17 protein-coding genes and 1 pseudogene are annotated in these 17,631 nt (G+C 42.8%); 15 read left to right on the top strand and 3 right to left on the bottom strand.

What is annotated here, in order from left to right; all coding sequences use genetic code 11:
- Positions 1 to 9 precede the first annotated feature (9 nt).
- Entirely contained in the window at positions 10 to 1,698 is a 1,689-nt protein-coding gene (locus ACED41_RS01010; RefSeq protein ID WP_017068215.1) for an AMP-binding protein, read from the bottom strand.
- Between the two features lie 93 nt (positions 1,699 to 1,791).
- Positions 1,792 to 2,535 (bottom strand): helix-turn-helix domain-containing protein, encoded by a 744-nt coding sequence (locus ACED41_RS01005; RefSeq protein WP_371724345.1) that lies wholly within the window; start codon positions 2,533 to 2,535, stop codon positions 1,792 to 1,794.
- A gap of 193 nt (positions 2,536 to 2,728) precedes the next feature.
- On the opposite strand from ACED41_RS01005, the gene ACED41_RS01000 reads away from it, so the two are divergent.
- The 14 genes and pseudogenes from ACED41_RS01000 to ACED41_RS00935 all read left to right on the top strand — a co-directional run bounded on the left by ACED41_RS01000 (position 2,729) and on the right by ACED41_RS00935 (position 15,337).
- Positions 2,729 to 2,917 (top strand): Flp family type IVb pilin, encoded by a 189-nt coding sequence (locus tag ACED41_RS01000; protein WP_017063299.1) that lies wholly within the window; start codon positions 2,729 to 2,731, stop codon positions 2,915 to 2,917.
- A gap of 162 nt (positions 2,918 to 3,079) precedes the next feature.
- Positions 3,080 to 3,610 carry a prepilin peptidase gene (locus ACED41_RS00995; protein ID WP_017063301.1) on the top strand — a complete coding sequence of 177 codons (531 nt, stop codon included), beginning with the start codon at positions 3,080 to 3,082 and terminating at the stop codon, positions 3,608 to 3,610.
- A 34-nt stretch (positions 3,611 to 3,644) separates the two neighbouring features.
- Complete coding sequence (locus ACED41_RS00990) at positions 3,645 to 4,994, top strand: AAA family ATPase (protein ID WP_371724344.1); 1,350 nt, start codon at positions 3,645 to 3,647, stop codon at positions 4,992 to 4,994.
- Positions 4,987 to 5,736, top strand: coding sequence for a Flp pilus assembly protein CpaB (cpaB, locus tag ACED41_RS00985; protein ID WP_102331949.1), 750 nt, complete (start codon positions 4,987 to 4,989; stop codon positions 5,734 to 5,736). Before ACED41_RS00990 ends, cpaB begins: the two co-directional genes overlap by 8 nt.
- 8 nt (positions 5,737 to 5,744) lie before the next feature.
- Complete coding sequence (locus ACED41_RS00980; protein ID WP_102331950.1) at positions 5,745 to 7,202, top strand: type II and III secretion system protein family protein; 1,458 nt, start codon at positions 5,745 to 5,747, stop codon at positions 7,200 to 7,202.
- On the top strand, positions 7,192 to 7,461 hold the full coding sequence (locus ACED41_RS00975) for a hypothetical protein (protein ID WP_017063305.1): 270 nt from the start codon (positions 7,192 to 7,194) through the stop codon (positions 7,459 to 7,461). Before ACED41_RS00980 ends, ACED41_RS00975 begins: the two co-directional genes overlap by 11 nt.
- A 14-nt stretch (positions 7,462 to 7,475) precedes the next feature.
- Complete coding sequence (locus tag ACED41_RS00970) at positions 7,476 to 8,741, top strand: Tad domain-containing protein (RefSeq protein WP_017070364.1); 1,266 nt, start codon at positions 7,476 to 7,478, stop codon at positions 8,739 to 8,741.
- A gap of 2 nt (positions 8,742 to 8,743) precedes the next feature.
- Entirely contained in the window at positions 8,744 to 9,172 is a 429-nt protein-coding gene (locus ACED41_RS00965) for a TadE/TadG family type IV pilus assembly protein (RefSeq protein ID WP_017063307.1), read from the top strand.
- Positions 9,172 to 9,672, top strand: a complete 501-nt coding sequence (locus ACED41_RS00960) for a TadE/TadG family type IV pilus assembly protein (RefSeq protein ID WP_017063308.1) — start codon at positions 9,172 to 9,174, stop codon at positions 9,670 to 9,672. The genes ACED41_RS00965 and ACED41_RS00960 overlap by 1 nt, the downstream gene beginning before the upstream one ends.
- A gap of 1 nt (position 9,673) precedes the next feature.
- Positions 9,674 to 10,888 carry an AAA family ATPase gene (locus tag ACED41_RS00955; RefSeq protein ID WP_017063309.1) on the top strand — a complete coding sequence of 405 codons (1,215 nt, stop codon included), beginning with the start codon at positions 9,674 to 9,676 and terminating at the stop codon, positions 10,886 to 10,888.
- Positions 10,889 to 11,062: 174 nt separating this feature from the next.
- Positions 11,063 to 12,373 (top strand): annotated as a pseudogene (locus ACED41_RS00950) (CpaF family protein); the annotation flags it as partial.
- Positions 12,374 to 12,383: 10 nt separating this feature from the next.
- The gene (locus tag ACED41_RS00945) at positions 12,384 to 13,349 is read left to right on the top strand and encodes a type II secretion system F family protein (RefSeq protein ID WP_017063311.1); all 966 of its coding nucleotides are present in this window, start codon (positions 12,384 to 12,386) and stop codon (positions 13,347 to 13,349) included.
- A gap of 3 nt (positions 13,350 to 13,352) precedes the next feature.
- Positions 13,353 to 14,324 (top strand): type II secretion system F family protein, encoded by a 972-nt coding sequence (locus ACED41_RS00940; RefSeq protein WP_017063312.1) that lies wholly within the window; start codon positions 13,353 to 13,355, stop codon positions 14,322 to 14,324.
- Positions 14,321 to 15,337, top strand: coding sequence for a tetratricopeptide repeat protein (locus ACED41_RS00935; RefSeq protein ID WP_371721136.1), 1,017 nt, complete (start codon positions 14,321 to 14,323; stop codon positions 15,335 to 15,337). Before ACED41_RS00940 ends, ACED41_RS00935 begins: the two co-directional genes overlap by 4 nt.
- A 113-nt stretch (positions 15,338 to 15,450) precedes the next feature.
- On the opposite strand, the gene chrA is transcribed toward ACED41_RS00935, so the two are convergent.
- On the bottom strand, positions 15,451 to 16,596 hold the full coding sequence (gene chrA, locus ACED41_RS00930; protein ID WP_371724343.1) for a chromate efflux transporter: 1,146 nt from the start codon (positions 16,594 to 16,596) through the stop codon (positions 15,451 to 15,453).
- Positions 16,597 to 16,697: 101 nt separating this feature from the next.
- Here chrA and ACED41_RS00925 point away from each other — a divergent pair, with 101 nt between their 5' ends.
- On the top strand, positions 16,698 to 17,630 hold the full coding sequence (locus tag ACED41_RS00925; protein WP_371724342.1) for a LysR family transcriptional regulator: 933 nt from the start codon (positions 16,698 to 16,700) through the stop codon (positions 17,628 to 17,630).
- Position 17,631: the final 1 nt, after the last annotated feature.

Raw genomic sequence — 17,631 nt, 5'->3', positions numbered from 1 at the left:
AAGTCATGGTTATTCTTCCCAAACCACCAATTTATCTTTCGGCCAGTTATGACCAACTTCATGGTATTTCTGCTCAAGGATATGTCGCTTGATTTTGAGAGTCGGGGTTAACACGCCATTCTCAATGCTCCATGGTTCCTTAATCATCAATACACCTTTGATCTTCTCATGTGAACCGAGCTGCTCGTTCATTTTCTCGATAACGCGCTTTGTCGTTTTCTCATAGCGAGCTCTATCGAAATTAGGGAAGTCATGCGGTACCACAAGTAGGATTGGGCCTGGTAGGCCAAGCCCTATCAAACACATCATTTCTACGCGGCTGTACTCAAACAGTTTGTTTTCGATTGGTACAGGGGCAACAAACTTACCTTTAGCTGTTTTAAAGGTATCTTTCTTACGCCCACGAATCGTTAGGTAACCTTCACTATCGATATCACCGATATCACCGGTATGAAGCCAACCATCCGAGTTAAAAGACTCTTGGGTTGCAATATCATTCTTGTAGTAACCAGAGAATAAGCCTTTGCCTCGAACTAGAATTTCTTCATCTTCAGCTATTTTGAGTTCGATCCCTGGACCTGCATTACCAACCGTACCAATTTTATCGGCTCTGAATGGGTAGTTGAGCGTGCTGTAGGCGAAAGACTCTGTCATGCCCCATGCCTCGGTAATGTGCAGGCCAACACTCTCATACCATGCGAGTAGAGCGGGTGATACAGGTGCAGAACCACAGCCGAGAACACGAGCTTGGTCTAACCCTAAACCATCAGCAAGCTTCTTCTTAATGATGTTGTTGATAAACGGAATCTTCAATAAGAAGTTCAGTTTCTTCTGTGGCAATTTGTCTTGGATTCGCTGCTGGAACAGAGTCCATAAGCGAGGAACTGAAATAAACAGTGTAGGGCGATGCATTTTCACATCATCAATAAAGGTGTCTAAAGATTCTGGGAAAGCCGTAACCACGCCCCCCATTACTGAAGAACCAAAGATGTAAACGCGTTCTGTAATATGAGCAAGCGGTAGGTAAGAAAACAGGCGATCGCCAGGTTGGATCCCAATATGGTCAATCAACCTTTGAACAGACCAAGTAAACGCACCGTACGTGAGCATTGCGCCTTTTGGTAACCCTGATGTACCCGATGTATAAACAAGTGACATAAGCTTATCGTCGTGATGCTGAGGGCGTTTGGTTGATCGTTCATGTGTATCAATGAGCTGTTCGAAAGTGTGTTGGCACTTCGCTGCACTGTCGTATGGCAGTGAAATACTCACTAAGCTCGGATTGTCATCAAGTACTTTTTGAGTGGCTTTAGGATCGTCAAGCTTACCCGCAATCACAATTTTACTTTCACTGTGTTCAATACAGTACTGAATGGTGTCTGCACCCGCTGTAGGAAAGATTGGGACGCTGACAAAATCTCCTAACATCATGGCAAGATCGCAGATGAACCATTCTGCACAGTTTTTCGATACGAGAGCGACTCGATCGCCAGGTTGGGCTCCGAGTCCTTCTAATGCTGACGCCAATTTCAGTGCTTTGTCTGCTACTTCTTTATAAGTAAATTCGACAAATTGGCGATTAATAATCTGTTTCAAATAGACTTCATCTGGGCGTTCTTCTGCCCATTTTAAAATCATGTCATTGGGTGTAGGGAGAGCTGTTGCTTGTTCTTGGCTAAACTCGTTAGGCTGAATCATTGTCTAACTCCATGTTTTTCGCTAAGTTATTTTTGGTTATTTTTGTTAAAATCATGTTAAATGTACCATGATTTTTTCTTTTAGGGAGTAAAATTAGCGTTTTCTGTTATCTGTGCAGGCACGTCTATAGCTTGCAGGGGTTACGCCCGTCCTTTTCTTAAAAATTCTTGAAAAATACGACACATCCTTGTAGCCACATTGATAAGAAATTACAGCTATTTTTGATTCGGTATCGGCTTCGATTAACTTCTTGGCTAACAGGATTCGTTTATCGCACACAAAGTCTCTAAAGCTTACTCCAAAGTGTAGATGAAACTTCTTAGAAAAGTAGGTTGCTGAGCAGTGACATTTTTCAGCTATGTCTGTTTCTCTTATTTCCTTGCTAATGTTATCCATAACAAAGTTAACAACTTCAGAAGTAAACTGTTTTGTCGGTTCTTGGTTATTGTTATTCATGTCTCGATCGAGGTCGAAATGTGCTTCAAAGATGTGTTGGGTTTTATGCTTTAGTTCTTCGAATGAACTGGTCAGATGATGACTGATTGTTTCAATTACGAAGAATACATTCTTATGATTTCGAACGTTATTAGGTATCTGACCTGTACAAATAATAACAATTCGCTTGTTCAAGTTTTCACAAATAGATAGTGCCATTTTAAGTAGTTGAAGTTCATCCGTTTTATTCAATATAAAAAATACTAACCTTACATCTAAGTGGCTGATTATAGATATGTCCTGTTTATGGTTTTTTATGAGAAAGTAACGACTTATTTTATTGATGATGATTGAATTAAAGTCGCTATCTATATCTGACAGTAAAGGTGTAATTATATTCATAGTTATTAAACCGGTATCATACTTAAATAAGCAGTAAGAGAAGTATTGATGAATGTGTTTATTTAAATAGATTAGAAGTGCGACAAAAAAGTGCAAGTAAATGGCAAGAAAATCCTAACCGAATATATGGTTCGGCTCTAGATTTAGTTTACAGGTAAATAAAACCTGATACGTAAATCAAGGAGAGATTCTTATGAGTAACTTATTGAAAAACATTAAAGAATTCATGAATGATGAAGAAGGTCTGACGGTCATAGAATATGTGATCGGTGCTGCTATGCTCGTTTTAGGATTGACAACTATATTTAGTGGAATAGGTAGTGCGTTATCAACGAAACTAAGCGCGATTGTTGGTGCGATTAGTACGACGACAGCACCATAGAAACTATGAATATTAAGAGAATAAAAAAGCAGAAAGGACTAACCATTGTCGAATACATTATCGGTGCGGCTTTGCTTGTTTTTCTCGCTTGGGCAATATTCTCTGGTATAGCTGTATCCTTGTTCAGTAAATTTCAATTAATTGTGTCAGGTATATGAATGAATGATAAGTGAATCTCTAGTTTTTTGGGTGCTATTGGTTGTGGTATCAGTATTTGATGTGAAAGAAAATCGAATACCGAATAAGGTTCTGATTTTATTTGTATTGTTGTACTTTATTATTGCGATTAATAGTGGATTAACTTGGGGTTCACTTGGCACTTCTTTGGTTGGGGCGGCTGTTTTTTTCTCTTCGGGACTTATTTTATATTTCTTGAGAGCAATGTCTGCTGGCGATGTGAAATTTTTGGGGGTGATAGGGCTATATGTTGGATGGGGTAACCTACTCGATATTACTTATTATATTATCATTTCCGCGGGAATAATTGCTGTGTTTTACTTACTTTATAACCGTGCGAACAGCGAGTCTCTAACGGTAAAAGGTTATTTTGAAGAGAAACTAATGTTAGTTAGTGGAATGTCAACCAGCACAAAAACTGTGTCAACGGTTCATTCTAGGTATTCAAATAAGGTGACGATGCCTTTCGCACCTTCAGTTGTTATAGGCTTAGCGATGTATAGCTATTTTACGTAATTTAAATTGAAATTCGATGTGTTGGAGAGAACATATGGATATTAGAGGGATACCGTCCCCGAGTAATTTAAAGCCTCAAATATCAGCTCCTTTGGTTCCGACTTCCATTGAATCGCTTGGTATACCTGAAGTTGTGATTGAAAACTTATTACTTAAACACTTATCCGCTTACCCTAAGTCTGATGTGTTGGAGCTTTCTAACCATTTGTGTGTGGTTACCCATATTGTTGAGAATGGACTTGCGGTACTTAGAAAGAAATCATTCATTGAAGTCTTTCAACCAACTTCAGCTTTATCTTTAGACTCCTCTTCACACAGTCATGTTCGCTACTCCTTATCAGAAAAGGGCATAGAAGAAGCAGATCTCGCTTTTACTCGAGATGCTTATTTAGGCCCGGTTCCCGTTTCACTTGCTCAATACAGTGACATTGTAAAACAACAAGACTTGCGAGCGGAATTGGTGACCAGACCACATGTTGAAGCGGCTCTTAGTGATGTTTACGGCGTAGACAAAATGATCTCCGTGCTAGGCCCGGCAATTAACTCGGGACGAGCTCTGCTTTTGTATGGGCATGCCGGTACAGGTAAAACATTTGTTGCGACACGCATAGTTAATACATTACACACTTCAGTTTTTATCCCTTATGCAGTCTATGCCTTCGGTAACATTATTAAGGTTTTCTCTACGCAACACCATAAACCGCTTGATCGCAACGGCAGTGAAACATTGGTTTCTCTTAAGGATCAGTACGACAAGCGTTGGCTCAATTGTGAGAGACCGAATATTCAGGTGGGCGGAGAGCTAACCATGGATATGCTTGAAGTTAATCATTCAGAGAACAGCCGAGTGTGGTTGGCACCGTTACAAATGATGGCGAATAACGGAATTCTGGTGATTGATGACCTCGGGCGTCAGCCAATGCCAGTCGATAACCTGCTCAATCGATGGATTGTTCCAATGGAATATTACTTCGATCATCTTTCGTTGCCGAATGGTCAGCAAGTGACAATGCCATTTGTGTTGACCCTCGCTTTCTCTACTAACTTAAATCCGGAGAAGATCAGTGATCCGGCATTTTTGCGTCGCTTGGGTTATAAAATCGAATTCAAGCCTCTTAATCTGCGTGACTATGAATCCTTGTGGATGAATGTTGTGGCAGAGAAAGAACTAGAACTTCAAAGCGGTTTCTTTGAGCGCTTATCTCAAATGCACACGCTTTACAAAGTGCCTCTTTTCCCTTGCTTACCTAAAGATCTCGCTGGTATTAGCAAAGATATCCTTTCATTTGAGCAGCTCCCGCCCGTTATTACTTTCGATATTCTTTCCATGGCATGGGAAGTCTACTTTACCTCTGATGGACACGAGGAAGAAAATAATGAATAAGAGTCAGGTATTCCTATTGTTTTTACTGTCCGTAGTATTCGGCTTAGCGGCTGTATTTTTTGCTAAGCAATGGATGGACAACCAAGTTCAACCGACGATAGAAGTCGAAGAAGTTGAACGTCACCCGGTTGTAGTGGCCTCTCAAGAAATTGAAGCTGGAACCATAATTGAAGAGCAGTATTTAACGACGAAGTTGATGGAAGTTGATTGGATCAATGAAAACAACTATTCGGATAAATCTGAGCTGATTGGTCAGGTTGTCGCTAATACCATTTATGCCGGAGAGGTGCTTCACAAGCTGCGTTTCACCGTTCCTGGTGAAGGCTCCACACTTGCGGCTTTGATTCCTGAAAATAAACGAGCGGTAACAATTCGAGTCGATGACGTTATCGGTGTAGCTGGGTTTCTATTACCCGGGAACAAGGTCGATATTCTCAATACCGTTTCCTACGGTAAAAACTCTGCGGCCACTCGAACTGTGTTGAAAGACATTAAAGTGCTCGCGGTAGACCAGACCGCCAGAACCAAAGAAAACAGCCCCATTATTGTTCGTGCGGTAACACTTGAGGTGACCCCCAAAGATGCAGAAAAGCTTCTGACGGCTAAGAGCAAAGGCAGTATTCAGCTTACCTTAAGAAATCCTCATGAAGTTGAGAAGAAAGTCGTTCGTCGATACGTGCCTAGACCAAGCGTGACCATTATCAAGGGTACGGAAACATCTAATGTGCGCGTCAAGGATTGAGGTGAGATATGAGAATAATATTAGCGTGTGTTTTGAGCCTGCTTTGTTTTTCGAACGTAAGTTTTGCTGCATTGCAAACCGGAAAAACAGTCACGGTTCCGCATCATAAATCGACGCATGTCGTGTTATCAGGTAAAGCGAGCAAGGTTTCACTTGGCGACCCTGATGTTTTGGACATCGTGATTTTGAAATCTAACGAAGTGTTTTTGATTGGTAACAAGTTAGGTGCAACCAACTTGATGGCTTGGGATTCTCGAGGCCAGTTGATTGAGTCTATTAATATCGAGGTGACTCATGATCTTAATAGCCTGAAATCCAAGCTGTATGAGTTTCTTCCTGACGAGACTATCGAGGTACATAGCGCTCAGAATCGCTTGCTGTTGAGTGGGCAAATCAGTAATCAACAGAAGATGAATGTCGCTATGAGAATTGCTGAAACCTACGCCGCAGGGCAGGCTGCAGATGATTCTAAAGAGAGTGGTAGTGAGCAAGCTGCTGCAACTGGTGTTATCAACTTAATGTCTATCGGTGGCGCCCAACAGGTGATGTTAGAGGTAACTGTCGCCGAGGTTCAGCGGAGTTTAGTGAGAAAGTTCGATGCTAATTTCCACTTCTTCCAAACCAGTGGTTCCAACTTTTCGTGGGGAGCTTCATCTGTTCCTGCTGGTGTACTGGGTGCAACACCAATCTTCGATATTCCTACCTCAACTGATTACGGGATCCTAGGGTCTTTCATCGATAGTAATACCTTATTTACCTTTGCATTGGATGTCGCCAAGCAAAATGGTGTCGCGAAGGTATTGGCAGAGCCGAATTTAACTGCATTGAGTGGCTCTAAGGCCGAGTTTCTAGCGGGTGGTGAATTTCCAATTCCAGTTCCGGATGATGATGGGATTACCATTGAATACAAAGAATACGGGGTAGGGCTGAAATTTATACCGACCGTACTCAGTGATAAAAAGATCAACCTGAACTTAGCGGTTGATGTAAGTGAAATTGCGAACAGCAGTTCATTGACTATCGACCCCGGCTCGACCAACGCGACTTACTTTATTCCACCAATTACACGTCGAAGCGCCTCTTCTACGCTTGAGCTTGCAGATGGACAAACCATCGGTATTGCAGGGCTACTGAGCGAGAACGTGCGTGATATCAGCAACAAAATGCCGGGTATTGGTGATGTGCCGATCCTAGGCCAGCTTTTCAATAGTCAAGAATACGTATCGGGAGAAACAGAGCTTGTCATTCTTGTTACTCCTCGACTCGCTAAACCAGTGGACAGAAGTAAAGTCACATTGCCAACAGATGCCTTTGTTGCCCCTAATGACCTGGAATATTACTTGTTAGGTAGAAGCGCTTACATTGCTGAGCCTTCTGATTCTGAAGGCAAGAGTAATTCAAGTTCCGCTAAAGATATTGCGCCAACTGATGGTGGTAGCGAAGGTTCATTTGGTCATGATTTATAAGGAGATAGATATGATTAGAACAATGATGGTCTTTCTCGCACTGGTATTAGTAGGTTGTGCGAATGACGCGCCTTTGGGGCAGTCGGTTGCTAAGTTGAAAATGGAGCAAACATACAACCCAAATGCGACTCAGGAGAACTTGCAGGTTTTACCTGATGGTACCGGAGAGCGCATGCAGGCTGGTTACGACAGCTACGTGGGTAAAGGCGATGAAGATCTTTCAGAGAGCAATAGTCAGGTCTTACAGAGCTTTAATTAGTTTGGAGGTACTTTATGTTGTATCAAGTATCAAGAAAACCTAAAAAACAGGGCGGATTGGTTGTCATATTTGTGACTATCGCGTTGCTTGTCTTCCTTGCTGTGTCAGCGTTAGCCGTGGATATCAACCATATGCTAGTGAATAAAACGCGCTTACAGAATGCGGTTGACTCAGCGGCGTTAGCGGCAGCGACTATTTTGGATAACAGTAAAGATCAAACCGCGGTATCTGCAGAAGTTACATCAACATTGAATGCTATGGCGGGGGCTTCTGGTAATCATGAATTTGATTTCTCAACTGCAGTGGTTAGCGTTGAATACTCTAACGACCCTCAAAGCTTTGCGGGGACCCCTACGTTTGGTGCTGATGATGATGTATATGTTCGAGTTAATGTCAGCTCATTAGATATGGATGAATTCTTTATTCAGATGTTTGGTTTAGCAAAAAGCGTATCGGCAACAGCGGTTGCAGGACCAAGCTCAGGACTGCAAGTTGTGAATAATATTGTACCCATTGGAGTGTGTACTGGTGACGGGACTTCAGATAACGATATTAACGAAGATGGTTATGATGATGCTACCGGTGAGGCAATTACCAATGTCTTTGGTTATGAGGTAGGTACAGTTCATGCTCTAAAAGTGGGCGATAAAAAACTGTCTCAAATGGGAAATGGTAATTATCACCTACTGGACTTTGGATCTGGAGGTAGCACGGTAAAAGAAGCCTTGGCTGGTTACTATGATTACTCTGTCGCTATTGGCGATAGTGTTACTACCAAGCCTGGGGGAACGGTTGGGCCTACAGCTGATGGTTTAAATACTCGTTTTGGTGATTATGGTGGCGGCTTATCAAGTTCAGATTACCCATCTGATTATGTAACGACTGAGCCCAGCTCTGAAATTAAGATAGACAGTAAAACGGGTGATATTGATTTTGATGGCTCTTATACCTATTCCCAATATGAGGCTGACACCAACGCATGTATAGCAAGTATGGGCTCTGGTTGTGTGTCTGGTGGTACAGCATGGCGACGTATTCTTCCTATTCCTATGGTCGATTGCTCAGGTAAAAGTGGTGGAGTAACCAGTTTTACCGTTCAGAAAATAGGGTGCTTCTTCTTATTACAAAAGGCGCCAACTAACAATTCCGGTACTCCTGCAGTATTTGGTGAATTCATACATTCTTGCAGTGTTGCTGGCGGTTCTGGTGGGGCTGAGTCATCAACTGAAGGTCCTTACAAAATTGTTTTGTATAAAGACCCAGATGGAGGAGGCTCTTAGTTATGGATAACAACTTTAAAAAACAACAGGGCCTCGCTGCAATTGAAATGTTGATTGCGACACCAGTATTACTGTTTTTCTTGGTGTTGGTTCTTGAACTGGGAAACATCCTAATTCACTACAATGTCATCTCAAAATCGGTTCAAAACGGAGCTCGTTATGCTGTAAGTGAGGTGTATGGAACAAAGGGTGGGACATTAGCTCCTACTGCGGAAATTCAAAATATTGTGGTTTACGGTAAGAACACTGTAGGTACGGCGATACTTTCTAGCCTTGCAACTTCTGATGTAGTTGTCACTCCTCCTTCAGCAGACAGTTATGTGAGAGTAACGGTTAATTACGACTATGTTCCTCACTTTTTATCGATTCCATTTTCATCTGAAAGCTTATCTGTTCCCTTAAGTGTGTCGTCTGTTATGAGGGTTTTCTGATGAAACCAATCAACAAGCACAACGGCTTAGCCATTATCGAGTTTACGATAGTTTCTTGGTTGGTTTTCTTGCTGATTTTTCTGATTTTGGCTTTGGGGGCTTATGTATTCTCACTCCAGATTGTTAACGAGGCGACGAGAAAAGCGGCAAGGCTAGCGACCGTTTGTTACGTCTTAGACCGCGATAACATTGCGGGGATTGTTGTAGAAGACATTCCACTACTGGGGTTTAGCGATAGCAACTTGGAGGTGGCGTATTTGGATGCTGCTGGCTCTGAAATTACCTCTGATTTCGAAACCAATTTTAGTGCGATTAAGTTTGTACGAGCAAGAGCGACAGGCTATGGCATTCAGCTGATCAGCAACCTCAGCTTTTTAGGGACAAATGGGTTTCTTGCGGCACCTGCGTTTGAGACGATTTTACCCGCTGAGAATTTAGGTGTAATCAAAGCCAATACAAATACTAGGACAAGATGTCCGGAACAAATACAGGGTGGGTAATATGGGCGAAGCAATTGATATTTTACCGAATGAAGACGATGCGATTCGCCTTAAAACCAACTTGAATGTATGGCTTATCTATAGCAATGAAAACTTTCATGCTCATATGAGGCAGCAATTGAAACGTTGTCGAAATGTTCATATCGACTCTTTTTCATTATTAGGCATGACCGAAGAATATGTGAGAAGCCTAGATACTCCCGACCTTATCTTTGTCGAAGCGAGTGGTGGTTGGGCTCAGAAAATGGTCGATCTGCAAAGCTATAATCTGCAGTTGGAAGAGTATGATTTATCTTTGGTCGTGTTTGGTGATGAGAGTGACAATGGGTCATTGAAAATAGCACTAAGACTGGGTGCTTCTGACTTCCTATCTCATGACATTTCTATCTCTGGTCTCTTACCGTTACTTAAGAAAACCGCAGCGGAAAAAATCGAAAACTCTAGTTATGGTGAAGTGTTCCTATTTATTAATACCAAAGGTGGAATGGGGGCAACAACCTTAGCGTTAAATACAGCTGTTGAAATCGCGAGTTATCATCCTGATGAAGTGCTTTTACTCGATATAGATCTTCAGTTTGGTGTTATCCCTGAATATTTGAATATCACCCCGGCCTACAGTATTTCGGATGCTATCGACAGCTCAAATGATTTGGATGAGATGTCTTTGAATAGCTTAGTTAACAAGCACTCATCGGGGTTACACGTTTTAAGCTTCAAACATGAAAATAACGCGGATGATTATGAACATGCCCAAAAGATTGGGAGGTTATTACCCGTATTACGTCGCTTCTATCGCTACATTGTTATCGATTTCTCTCGAGGGTTAGATCATATCTTCGCATCGGCTATCTCCCCTGCGACTAAGGTGTTACTCGTTACTCAACAAACCTTAGTGTCGGTCAAAAACAGTAACCGTTTAGTCAGAACTCTGAAATTTGAGTACGGGTTACAACAAGACGCAATCGAGATCATCGTGAATCGTTATGAGAAACGACAAACCATTAAGTTATCAGACATAGAACAAACCGTTGGGAAGCATGATATCCATTTAATGCCTAACGATTTTAAGGTCGCATTGGAGAGTGCCAATTTAGGTCAACCATTGGTTGAGTCAAAAAAGAAGAGTTCGATTACACGCTCGATCATCGATTTGTCTCATATCCTTTCTCCTCCAGAGCAAGAAGAGAAGAGTTGGCTCAAAAAGATATTTTCATAGGTTGTTTGTTCTAAGCATAGATGAGGGATCGTTATGTTCTTTAAACGAAAAAATATAAATCCGGAGTTTGAAAAAAAAGTAGAACAGTTTTCGCAACAAGAAAGCGAGAACATTGCTGCCTTTCCTCAAGGAGCCGTTAGTGATTCTGTTGTTCTTAAAGGGCTAGATGCCAACGAAGAACAAGAAAAATCGGTTAATGAAGCAAAAAAAGTCTTAGAACAAGAGCTTTCAATTAAGCACTATTTTCATAAACAGCTCTTAGAGACACTTGACCTTGGTCTGCTTTCAAGCCTTGATAAAGAGCGCGCTAAAGTTGACCTTCATGAAGCGATTGTTCAGCTAATGGCAGACGATCAAAGCCATGCTCTGAGTGCGGAAGGCCGGAAAAGAGTGATCAAACAAATCGAAGATGAAGTGTTTGGTTTGGGGCCTTTAGAGCCATTGCTAGCCGATAAAACCGTATCTGATATTTTGGTTAATGGGCCTAAAAATGTGTTCGTTGAGCGAGGTGGTAAGTTAGAAAAGACCCCTTATACGTTTTTGGATGACCGACATCTTAGAAACATCATTGACCGTATTGTTAGCCAAGTGGGACGTCGAATTGATGAAGCTTCTCCTATGGTGGATGCACGATTGGCCGATGGCTCTCGGGTAAATGCAATTATCCCACCTCTTGCCTTAGATGGCCCATCGGTATCCATACGACGCTTTGCGGTAGACAGCCTAACTATGGACAACTTGCTGGAATATAAGTCAGCCTCTCCGCAAATGGCGAAATTTGTCGAAGCGGCCGTTAAAGGTGAGCTCAATATATTAATTTCAGGCGGTACGGGGTCAGGGAAAACCACGACGCTTAATATCTTTTCTGGTTTCATCCCACGAGATCAACGAATCATCACAATAGAAGATTCCGCAGAGCTTCAACTCCAGCAACCCCACGTTATTCGTCTTGAAACTCGTCCGGCAAACCTTGAAGGAAAAGGTGAGATAAGTCAGCGAGAGCTAGTGAAAAACACGTTACGTATGCGACCTGACCGTATCGTTGTCGGGGAGGTGCGTGGTAGTGAAGCGGTCGATATGTTGGCTGCGATGAATACCGGGCATGACGGTTCCCTTGCAACCATTCACGCCAACACCCCTCGTGATGCACTAAGCCGTGTAGAGAACATGTTTTCGATGGCGGGCTGGAACATTTCTACCAAAAATCTCAGAGCGCAGATTGCTTCTGCTATCCATCTAGTAGTTCAGATGGAAAGGCAAGAAGATGGTAAGCGCCGTATGGTTAGTATCCAAGAGATCAATGGTATGGAAGGAGAGGTCATCACTATGTCTGAGATCTTCCACTTTCAGCGTCAAGGCATCGATGAGCATGGCAATATTTTAGGTTATTACACCGCAACCGGTGTAGTGCCTCAGTCTCATGACCAATTGGTTAAGCGTGGTCTTGATCTGCCTTTTGAGCTCTTTACTGAATCACATAGCTGAGGAACGGATTATGGATAACGTAACTGTCTCGCTGGTCCTATTGTTTGTTGCGGTGTTGTTTATTTCGCAAGCCTTGTTATTGCCAGCAGCCGGGAAAAAAGCCAAACACAAAGAGTTATCTCGCCGTCTAAAAGAGACACAAAGAAATATTGATGAAGAGAGCTTGTCGCTCTTAAAAGAGCACTACAACAAAGAGCTATCACCGCTCGACCGAAAATTAATTGTGATTCCTTTCTTTGCCGACCTAAAACGTATGCTGGAATTAGCGGGTCTCCACCTTACGTTAAGTCGCTTTTTGTTCATCGTATTTTTGTGCGGAACCTTATTGGCTTTAATGGCTTTAGTGTTTAATCAAGTGTGGTTCATTTGTGTAGCCGCTTTCGTCTTCGCTTGGGTTGTCGCTTATCTGTTTGTCCAAAATAGAGTGACATACAGGATGGCTCGATTCGAAGAGCAGCTGCCAGAGGCTCTGGATATTATTCGAAGAGCCTTACAAGCGGGGCAGCCATTGGTTCAGTCTTTCAATGAGGTGGGTGAAGAGATGCCTGAGCCGATCGGTGTTGAGTTTAAGAACACCTATAACCTGCTTAATTATGGCTACGACTTGAGGCTCGCGATCATGCAAATGACAGAGCGAGCACCGACCGTTTCGATGTTGGCTTTCTCAAGTGCCGTCATGTTGCAGAAAGAGACAGGGGGGAACCTCTCTGAGAATCTGCAAAAAGTATCTGAGGTATTAAGAGCCCGCTTTAAACTCGAAAGAAAGATCAAAACCCTCTCAGCTGAGAGTCGCCTTTCTGCTTGGATACTGACCCTTTCTCCGTTTGCCCTGTTTTTCGGTCTTAAATTCGTAAACCCTGAATACATTGAGCCTTTGTACAGTGACCCTAGAGGAATATCGATGGTCAGTATTGGAGTGATCTTGTTGGCGATTGGGGCATTGTGGATAAGAAAAATAATAAATATCGAGATATAAATTATGGAATTCTTTGATTTAGAAGTATGGAAACAAGCACTCTCTGAGTTCGGGATCAGCAGTCAAACCTTACTCTACGGGATGATTTTGCTGACCACGATGTTACTTACCCTCACTCTTGGTTTTCTTTTTGTTGGCGCTCGTTCACCGTTGGATAAAAAGTTAAAACAGATTTCTGGAGGTAGCCAAACGGGCAGCCGGAAGTCTTATGATTTTACGAATACCTTGGAGTCGTTAACGCCATTTATTGGGCGAGGGAACAAAAAGGACAACGAAAGCTATTCAGAAAAGCTCATGCACGCTGGATACCATGAAAAAAGTGCGCTTTCAGTCTTTTATTCCATCAAAGTGCTTTCCGCTCTTATCGGGTTTGTCTGTGCGTTCGTGGTGTTTTATCTGGCGATTGGTGACAGTTATAACAACTTATTGATTGTGACTTGTATCTTTGTCGGCACGTTTTTACCCAACTTTGTATTGAGTAAAATGCAAAAAGAGAGACAGAGAAAAATTAGAAATGGGGTACCTGACGCGCTCGACCTTTTGGTGGTTTGTACTGAATCAGGCCTTGGCTTTAATGCGGCGCTGGGACGAGTTGCTAATGAGTTATACATCTCACAGCCCGAACTTGCCGATGAGCTGGATACGGTTTTTGCCAAAATTCAGGCGGGTGTCACGATGCCAGATGCTTTGAGTCAACTTGTCGAACGGACTGGCCTTCATGAATTAGACGGGCTCGTCTCTTTGCTCTCACATGCCTCCAGAATGGGGGGGAGCTTAGCGCAAACGTTACGAGACTATACCGAAGATTTTCGAGATAAGCGCCAACAAGCTGCGGAAGAGATTGCAGCAAAAATACCAACTAAAATGTTGTTTCCTATGTTGTTATTTATTTGGCCGTGTTTTTTTATTGTTGCCCTAGGACCTGGGATGATGATTGTTATGGACGCATTAAGTGCGCCAGGAGTTGGTTTATGATGCTAATGAACAGAATGGTTTTACTTTTGCTGCCGCTATTAGTTTTAGGGTGTGCTTCTTCTGATGAGCCAACCAATCAGTTTGATGCTGAGTTGTATTCGGGGAAGCCCATTGACACCTTAACCAGTGACGATCCTCCGGTTAGTGAAAAAGAAGCGATCATGCGTGGTGATGTGGCGCTGAGAGATAACAATATCGATCTAGCGCTTTATGAGTACATCCGATCTCTGTCTTTCCCTGATCAAGAGTTTCACGATAAAACGCTGTTTACGATTGGCCGAATTCACTCATCGAGAGGCAACTACGCGCTCGCTGAAAAAGCCTATCTGGCGGCACTAGATTTTAATCCGGCGCATACTGAAGTGTTGGAGCAACTTGGGGTTCTATATACCAAGCAGCGCCGCACCGATGAAGGACGAAGTTATTTTTTTAAAGCGATTAATGCCGATCAAGTTCGCTTGAAAAGCAGTGAAACGACTAAAAATTACCAAGCGTTAAGCCAAAGTGAAGTTGCTGGCTTGAAGGTGGATAGCATGTCGCCAGCACTCGCTTATATGGGAATTGGGGTATTGGAGGATGTTGAAGGTAAGCATCAAATAGCTCAAGAGTATTTTAAAAAGTCGCTCACTATCGATAAAACCTCAGTAAAAGCCTTGTTGAACATGGGCTACTCCCATTACATGTATGGCAACTACAAAGAAGCGTATCAATACACTCGTTCGGCGTTAGAGATTGAGCCTAACAATGAGAAAGCTCAGAATAACCTTGCCCTTATTTACTTAGCTTCCGGCGATGTGAAAAAGGCGATCAACGTTTTTATGCGTCATATGGATGCTCCCGAAGCGTTGAATAATGTCGGGTATTTTTTAATTCTCCAAGGTCGACCTGATGAAGCGATTCCTTATCTTCAACAAGCGATCGATAAAAAGCCGTCTTACTACAAAATTGCTAATGAGAACCTAAATAGAGCGTTGGCAGAGGTAAGGGAAATGAAAGCCAGCACCCCGATATAACGCCCTATCAAGTTAAGTCATTCTAAATAAGATAGCCCCTGATGAGTTTCCTGATCAGGGGCTATTATTTGTAACTCAGTTTAGTATCTAAAGTTGGGTATCTAAGTGCTTAATTATAAATAGTTAAGCATCGCACCAGCGGCGATAAAGGTACCCACTAAACCTACAATCGGCATCTTAATTGTTTTCAATAACCACACACCAACAATGATCAGAGCGAAGTCTATGCCGCTGCTTACTGCGCTTGTGAAGATCGGTTGATATAGTGCCGCCAATAACAAACCGACAACCGCCGCATTCACACCAGTAAGAGCGCCTGCCACCAAAGGTTTGCTTGCAATCGCCTGCCAGTTCTTCAGTACACCCAGTAGTAATAAGAAGCCCGGTAAGAACACAGCAATCGTTGCGAGTAGTGCGCCAGTGATCGGTGCCGATGGCATCAATACATAACCTAAGTAAGTCGCAAGTGTAAACATAGGCCCTGGTACTGCCTGTGCTGCTGCATAACCTGTTAGGAAGGCATCTTGAGACAGTTGGTCACCAATACCATTTTGTAGCAACGGAAGTACCACGTGGCCGCCACCGAATACTAAGCTACCTGCTTGGTAGAACAGGCCAAACACTTCAATACCTTGAGAGTAAGCACTGAATAGAGGCAGACCAACCAGCAAAGCAACAAAAATCACCAGAGGCGTTACCGATATTTTTTGCGTTGAAGGTATCGTTTTGAGCTCTTGAGACGTCAAGAACTTACTGCCAACCATTGCTGCAAATAGAAGCACTAAAACTTGAGGCCAGATGCCTGGAATCAGTAGCAGAACAATCGCGGTAATCACACATAAGGCGGTTGTTATCTTCGATTGGCAAAAGTTCTTGTACATACCAAAGGTAGCATCAGCCACAACCACTACCGCTAATAACTTAAGCCCGTGAATGATTGAATTGAAAAGTGGTGCTTCCAATAGTTGGTTGCTGACTAACGCCAATATCAGCATCAGAATCACAGATGGGGAGGTGAAGCCGACAAATGCAGCAATAGCACCTGTTAATCCACCTTTCTTGTAGCCAACCGCAAAGCCAACCTGACTTGAACCTGGGCCCGGTAGAAATTGGCTAAGAGCGACAATCTGCCCGTACTCTTCGTCGGACAACCAATTCAGTTTCTCAACAAAGGTTTTACGGAAGTAGCCAATGTGTGCTGCTGGTCCACCAAAGCTAATCCAGCCAAGCCAGAAAAAGGTTTTAAAAATTGAAAGCATGATCGATTCCAGATAAATGTTTAGCGTAATTTAGGTGGAGTTAGACTATGATTCAAATTAATTGTTTTAATTATAACTATGAATGAAATGGGTTGATTAGCATGGCTGATTTTAATTGGAAAGGGGTCGACCTTAACTTGTTGATTGCACTGCAGGCTTTGTATAAAACGAATAGCGTGAGTAAGGCTGCTGAGCGTTGTTATGTCAGCCAATCTGCGATGAGCCATAGCTTACAAAGGCTACGAAAGTTGTTTGATGACCCTTTGTTTGAGCGTGTAGGTAGCAAGATGGAGGCGACCGACCGAGCCATTGAACTATCAAGTACCGTGGACGCGCTACTGAATACCATCCAGTCTGAAGTTCTGTTATCTAAACGTTTTGAGACCGAGAGTTTCAAAGGGAGCTGGAAAATAGGGTTGACGGATTACGCAGAGCAGATGTTTGGCCCAATGATATTCGATTTGATCAAAGAAGCTTCACCAAACTCTCAAGTCGCATTTTTTAATGTTAATCGAAGCAACTATCAGCAAGTATTTGAACAGGCAAAGCTGGATATCTCGATAGGTAGTTTTGGAGAGGTGCCTAAGCTGTTTGGTATTGATCAACTCTACACCGAGCAGCATGTTTGCTTACTTGATAGCTCAGTGCTTGGTGTTGAACTGCCGATGTCGCTAGAGACATTTGTGTCTGTCGAGCATGCATTAGTTTCCCCTAATGGTTCTCTAAAAACGGGCGTAGACATAAAATTAGCGGAACTCGGTTATACGAGAAAAGTGGCGATTGCATCGAGTAATTTTTTGACGGTAAAACGACTGATAAGTGGCAGGAAGTTGCTGTGTATCGTGCCTAAGTTGGTCGCCCGAACTGACCCTAATGTGGAGAGCTCGCTGATAGCCGTTGCCCCGCCGATAGAGGTTCCTGATTTTGACATTCAACTTGTTTACCGCAAGGGAAAGCAACTCGATGATAAAAGTATCCACCTGAGAAAAACCATTAGTCAGGCTGTTGAAGAAGTAACGGGTCGAAGAGATTAAC

The sequence above is a fragment of the Vibrio sp. 1F255 genome (genome assembly GCF_041439145.1).
Taxonomy (GTDB): domain Bacteria; phylum Pseudomonadota; class Gammaproteobacteria; order Enterobacterales; family Vibrionaceae; genus Vibrio; species Vibrio crassostreae_C.
Note: the sequence above shows the minus strand (reverse complement) of the source record. Positions and strands in the feature narration are given on the sequence as shown.

Bases quoted from the DNA above. Each gene is read 5' to 3' on its own strand.
- ACED41_RS00925 (WP_371724342.1), top strand. From the start codon at position 16,698: ATGGCTGATTTTAATTGGAAAGGGGTCGACCTTAACTTGTTGATTGCA.
- ACED41_RS00945 (WP_017063311.1), top strand. From the start codon at position 12,384: ATGGATAACGTAACTGTCTCGCTGGTCCTATTGTTTGTTGCGGTGTTG.
- ACED41_RS00980 (WP_102331950.1), top strand. From the start codon at position 5,745: ATGAGAATAATATTAGCGTGTGTTTTGAGCCTGCTTTGTTTTTCGAAC.
- ACED41_RS01000 (WP_017063299.1), top strand. From the start codon at position 2,729: ATGAGTAACTTATTGAAAAACATTAAAGAATTCATGAATGATGAAGAA.
- cpaB (WP_102331949.1), top strand. From the start codon at position 4,987: ATGAATAAGAGTCAGGTATTCCTATTGTTTTTACTGTCCGTAGTATTC.
- ACED41_RS00995 (WP_017063301.1), top strand. From the start codon at position 3,080: ATGATAAGTGAATCTCTAGTTTTTTGGGTGCTATTGGTTGTGGTATCA.
- ACED41_RS01005 (WP_371724345.1), bottom strand. From the start codon at position 2,535: ATGAATATAATTACACCTTTACTGTCAGATATAGATAGCGACTTTAAT.
- ACED41_RS00975 (WP_017063305.1), top strand. From the start codon at position 7,192: ATGATTTATAAGGAGATAGATATGATTAGAACAATGATGGTCTTTCTC.
- ACED41_RS00965 (WP_017063307.1), top strand. From the start codon at position 8,744: ATGGATAACAACTTTAAAAAACAACAGGGCCTCGCTGCAATTGAAATG.
- ACED41_RS01010 (WP_017068215.1), bottom strand. From the start codon at position 1,698: ATGATTCAGCCTAACGAGTTTAGCCAAGAACAAGCAACAGCTCTCCCT.
- ACED41_RS00970 (WP_017070364.1), top strand. From the start codon at position 7,476: ATGTTGTATCAAGTATCAAGAAAACCTAAAAAACAGGGCGGATTGGTT.
- chrA (WP_371724343.1), bottom strand. From the start codon at position 16,596: ATGCTTTCAATTTTTAAAACCTTTTTCTGGCTTGGCTGGATTAGCTTT.
- ACED41_RS00935 (WP_371721136.1), top strand. From the start codon at position 14,321: ATGATGCTAATGAACAGAATGGTTTTACTTTTGCTGCCGCTATTAGTT.
- ACED41_RS00955 (WP_017063309.1), top strand. From the start codon at position 9,674: ATGGGCGAAGCAATTGATATTTTACCGAATGAAGACGATGCGATTCGC.
- ACED41_RS00940 (WP_017063312.1), top strand. From the start codon at position 13,353: ATGGAATTCTTTGATTTAGAAGTATGGAAACAAGCACTCTCTGAGTTC.
- ACED41_RS00990 (WP_371724344.1), top strand. From the start codon at position 3,645: ATGGATATTAGAGGGATACCGTCCCCGAGTAATTTAAAGCCTCAAATA.
- ACED41_RS00960 (WP_017063308.1), top strand. From the start codon at position 9,172: ATGAAACCAATCAACAAGCACAACGGCTTAGCCATTATCGAGTTTACG.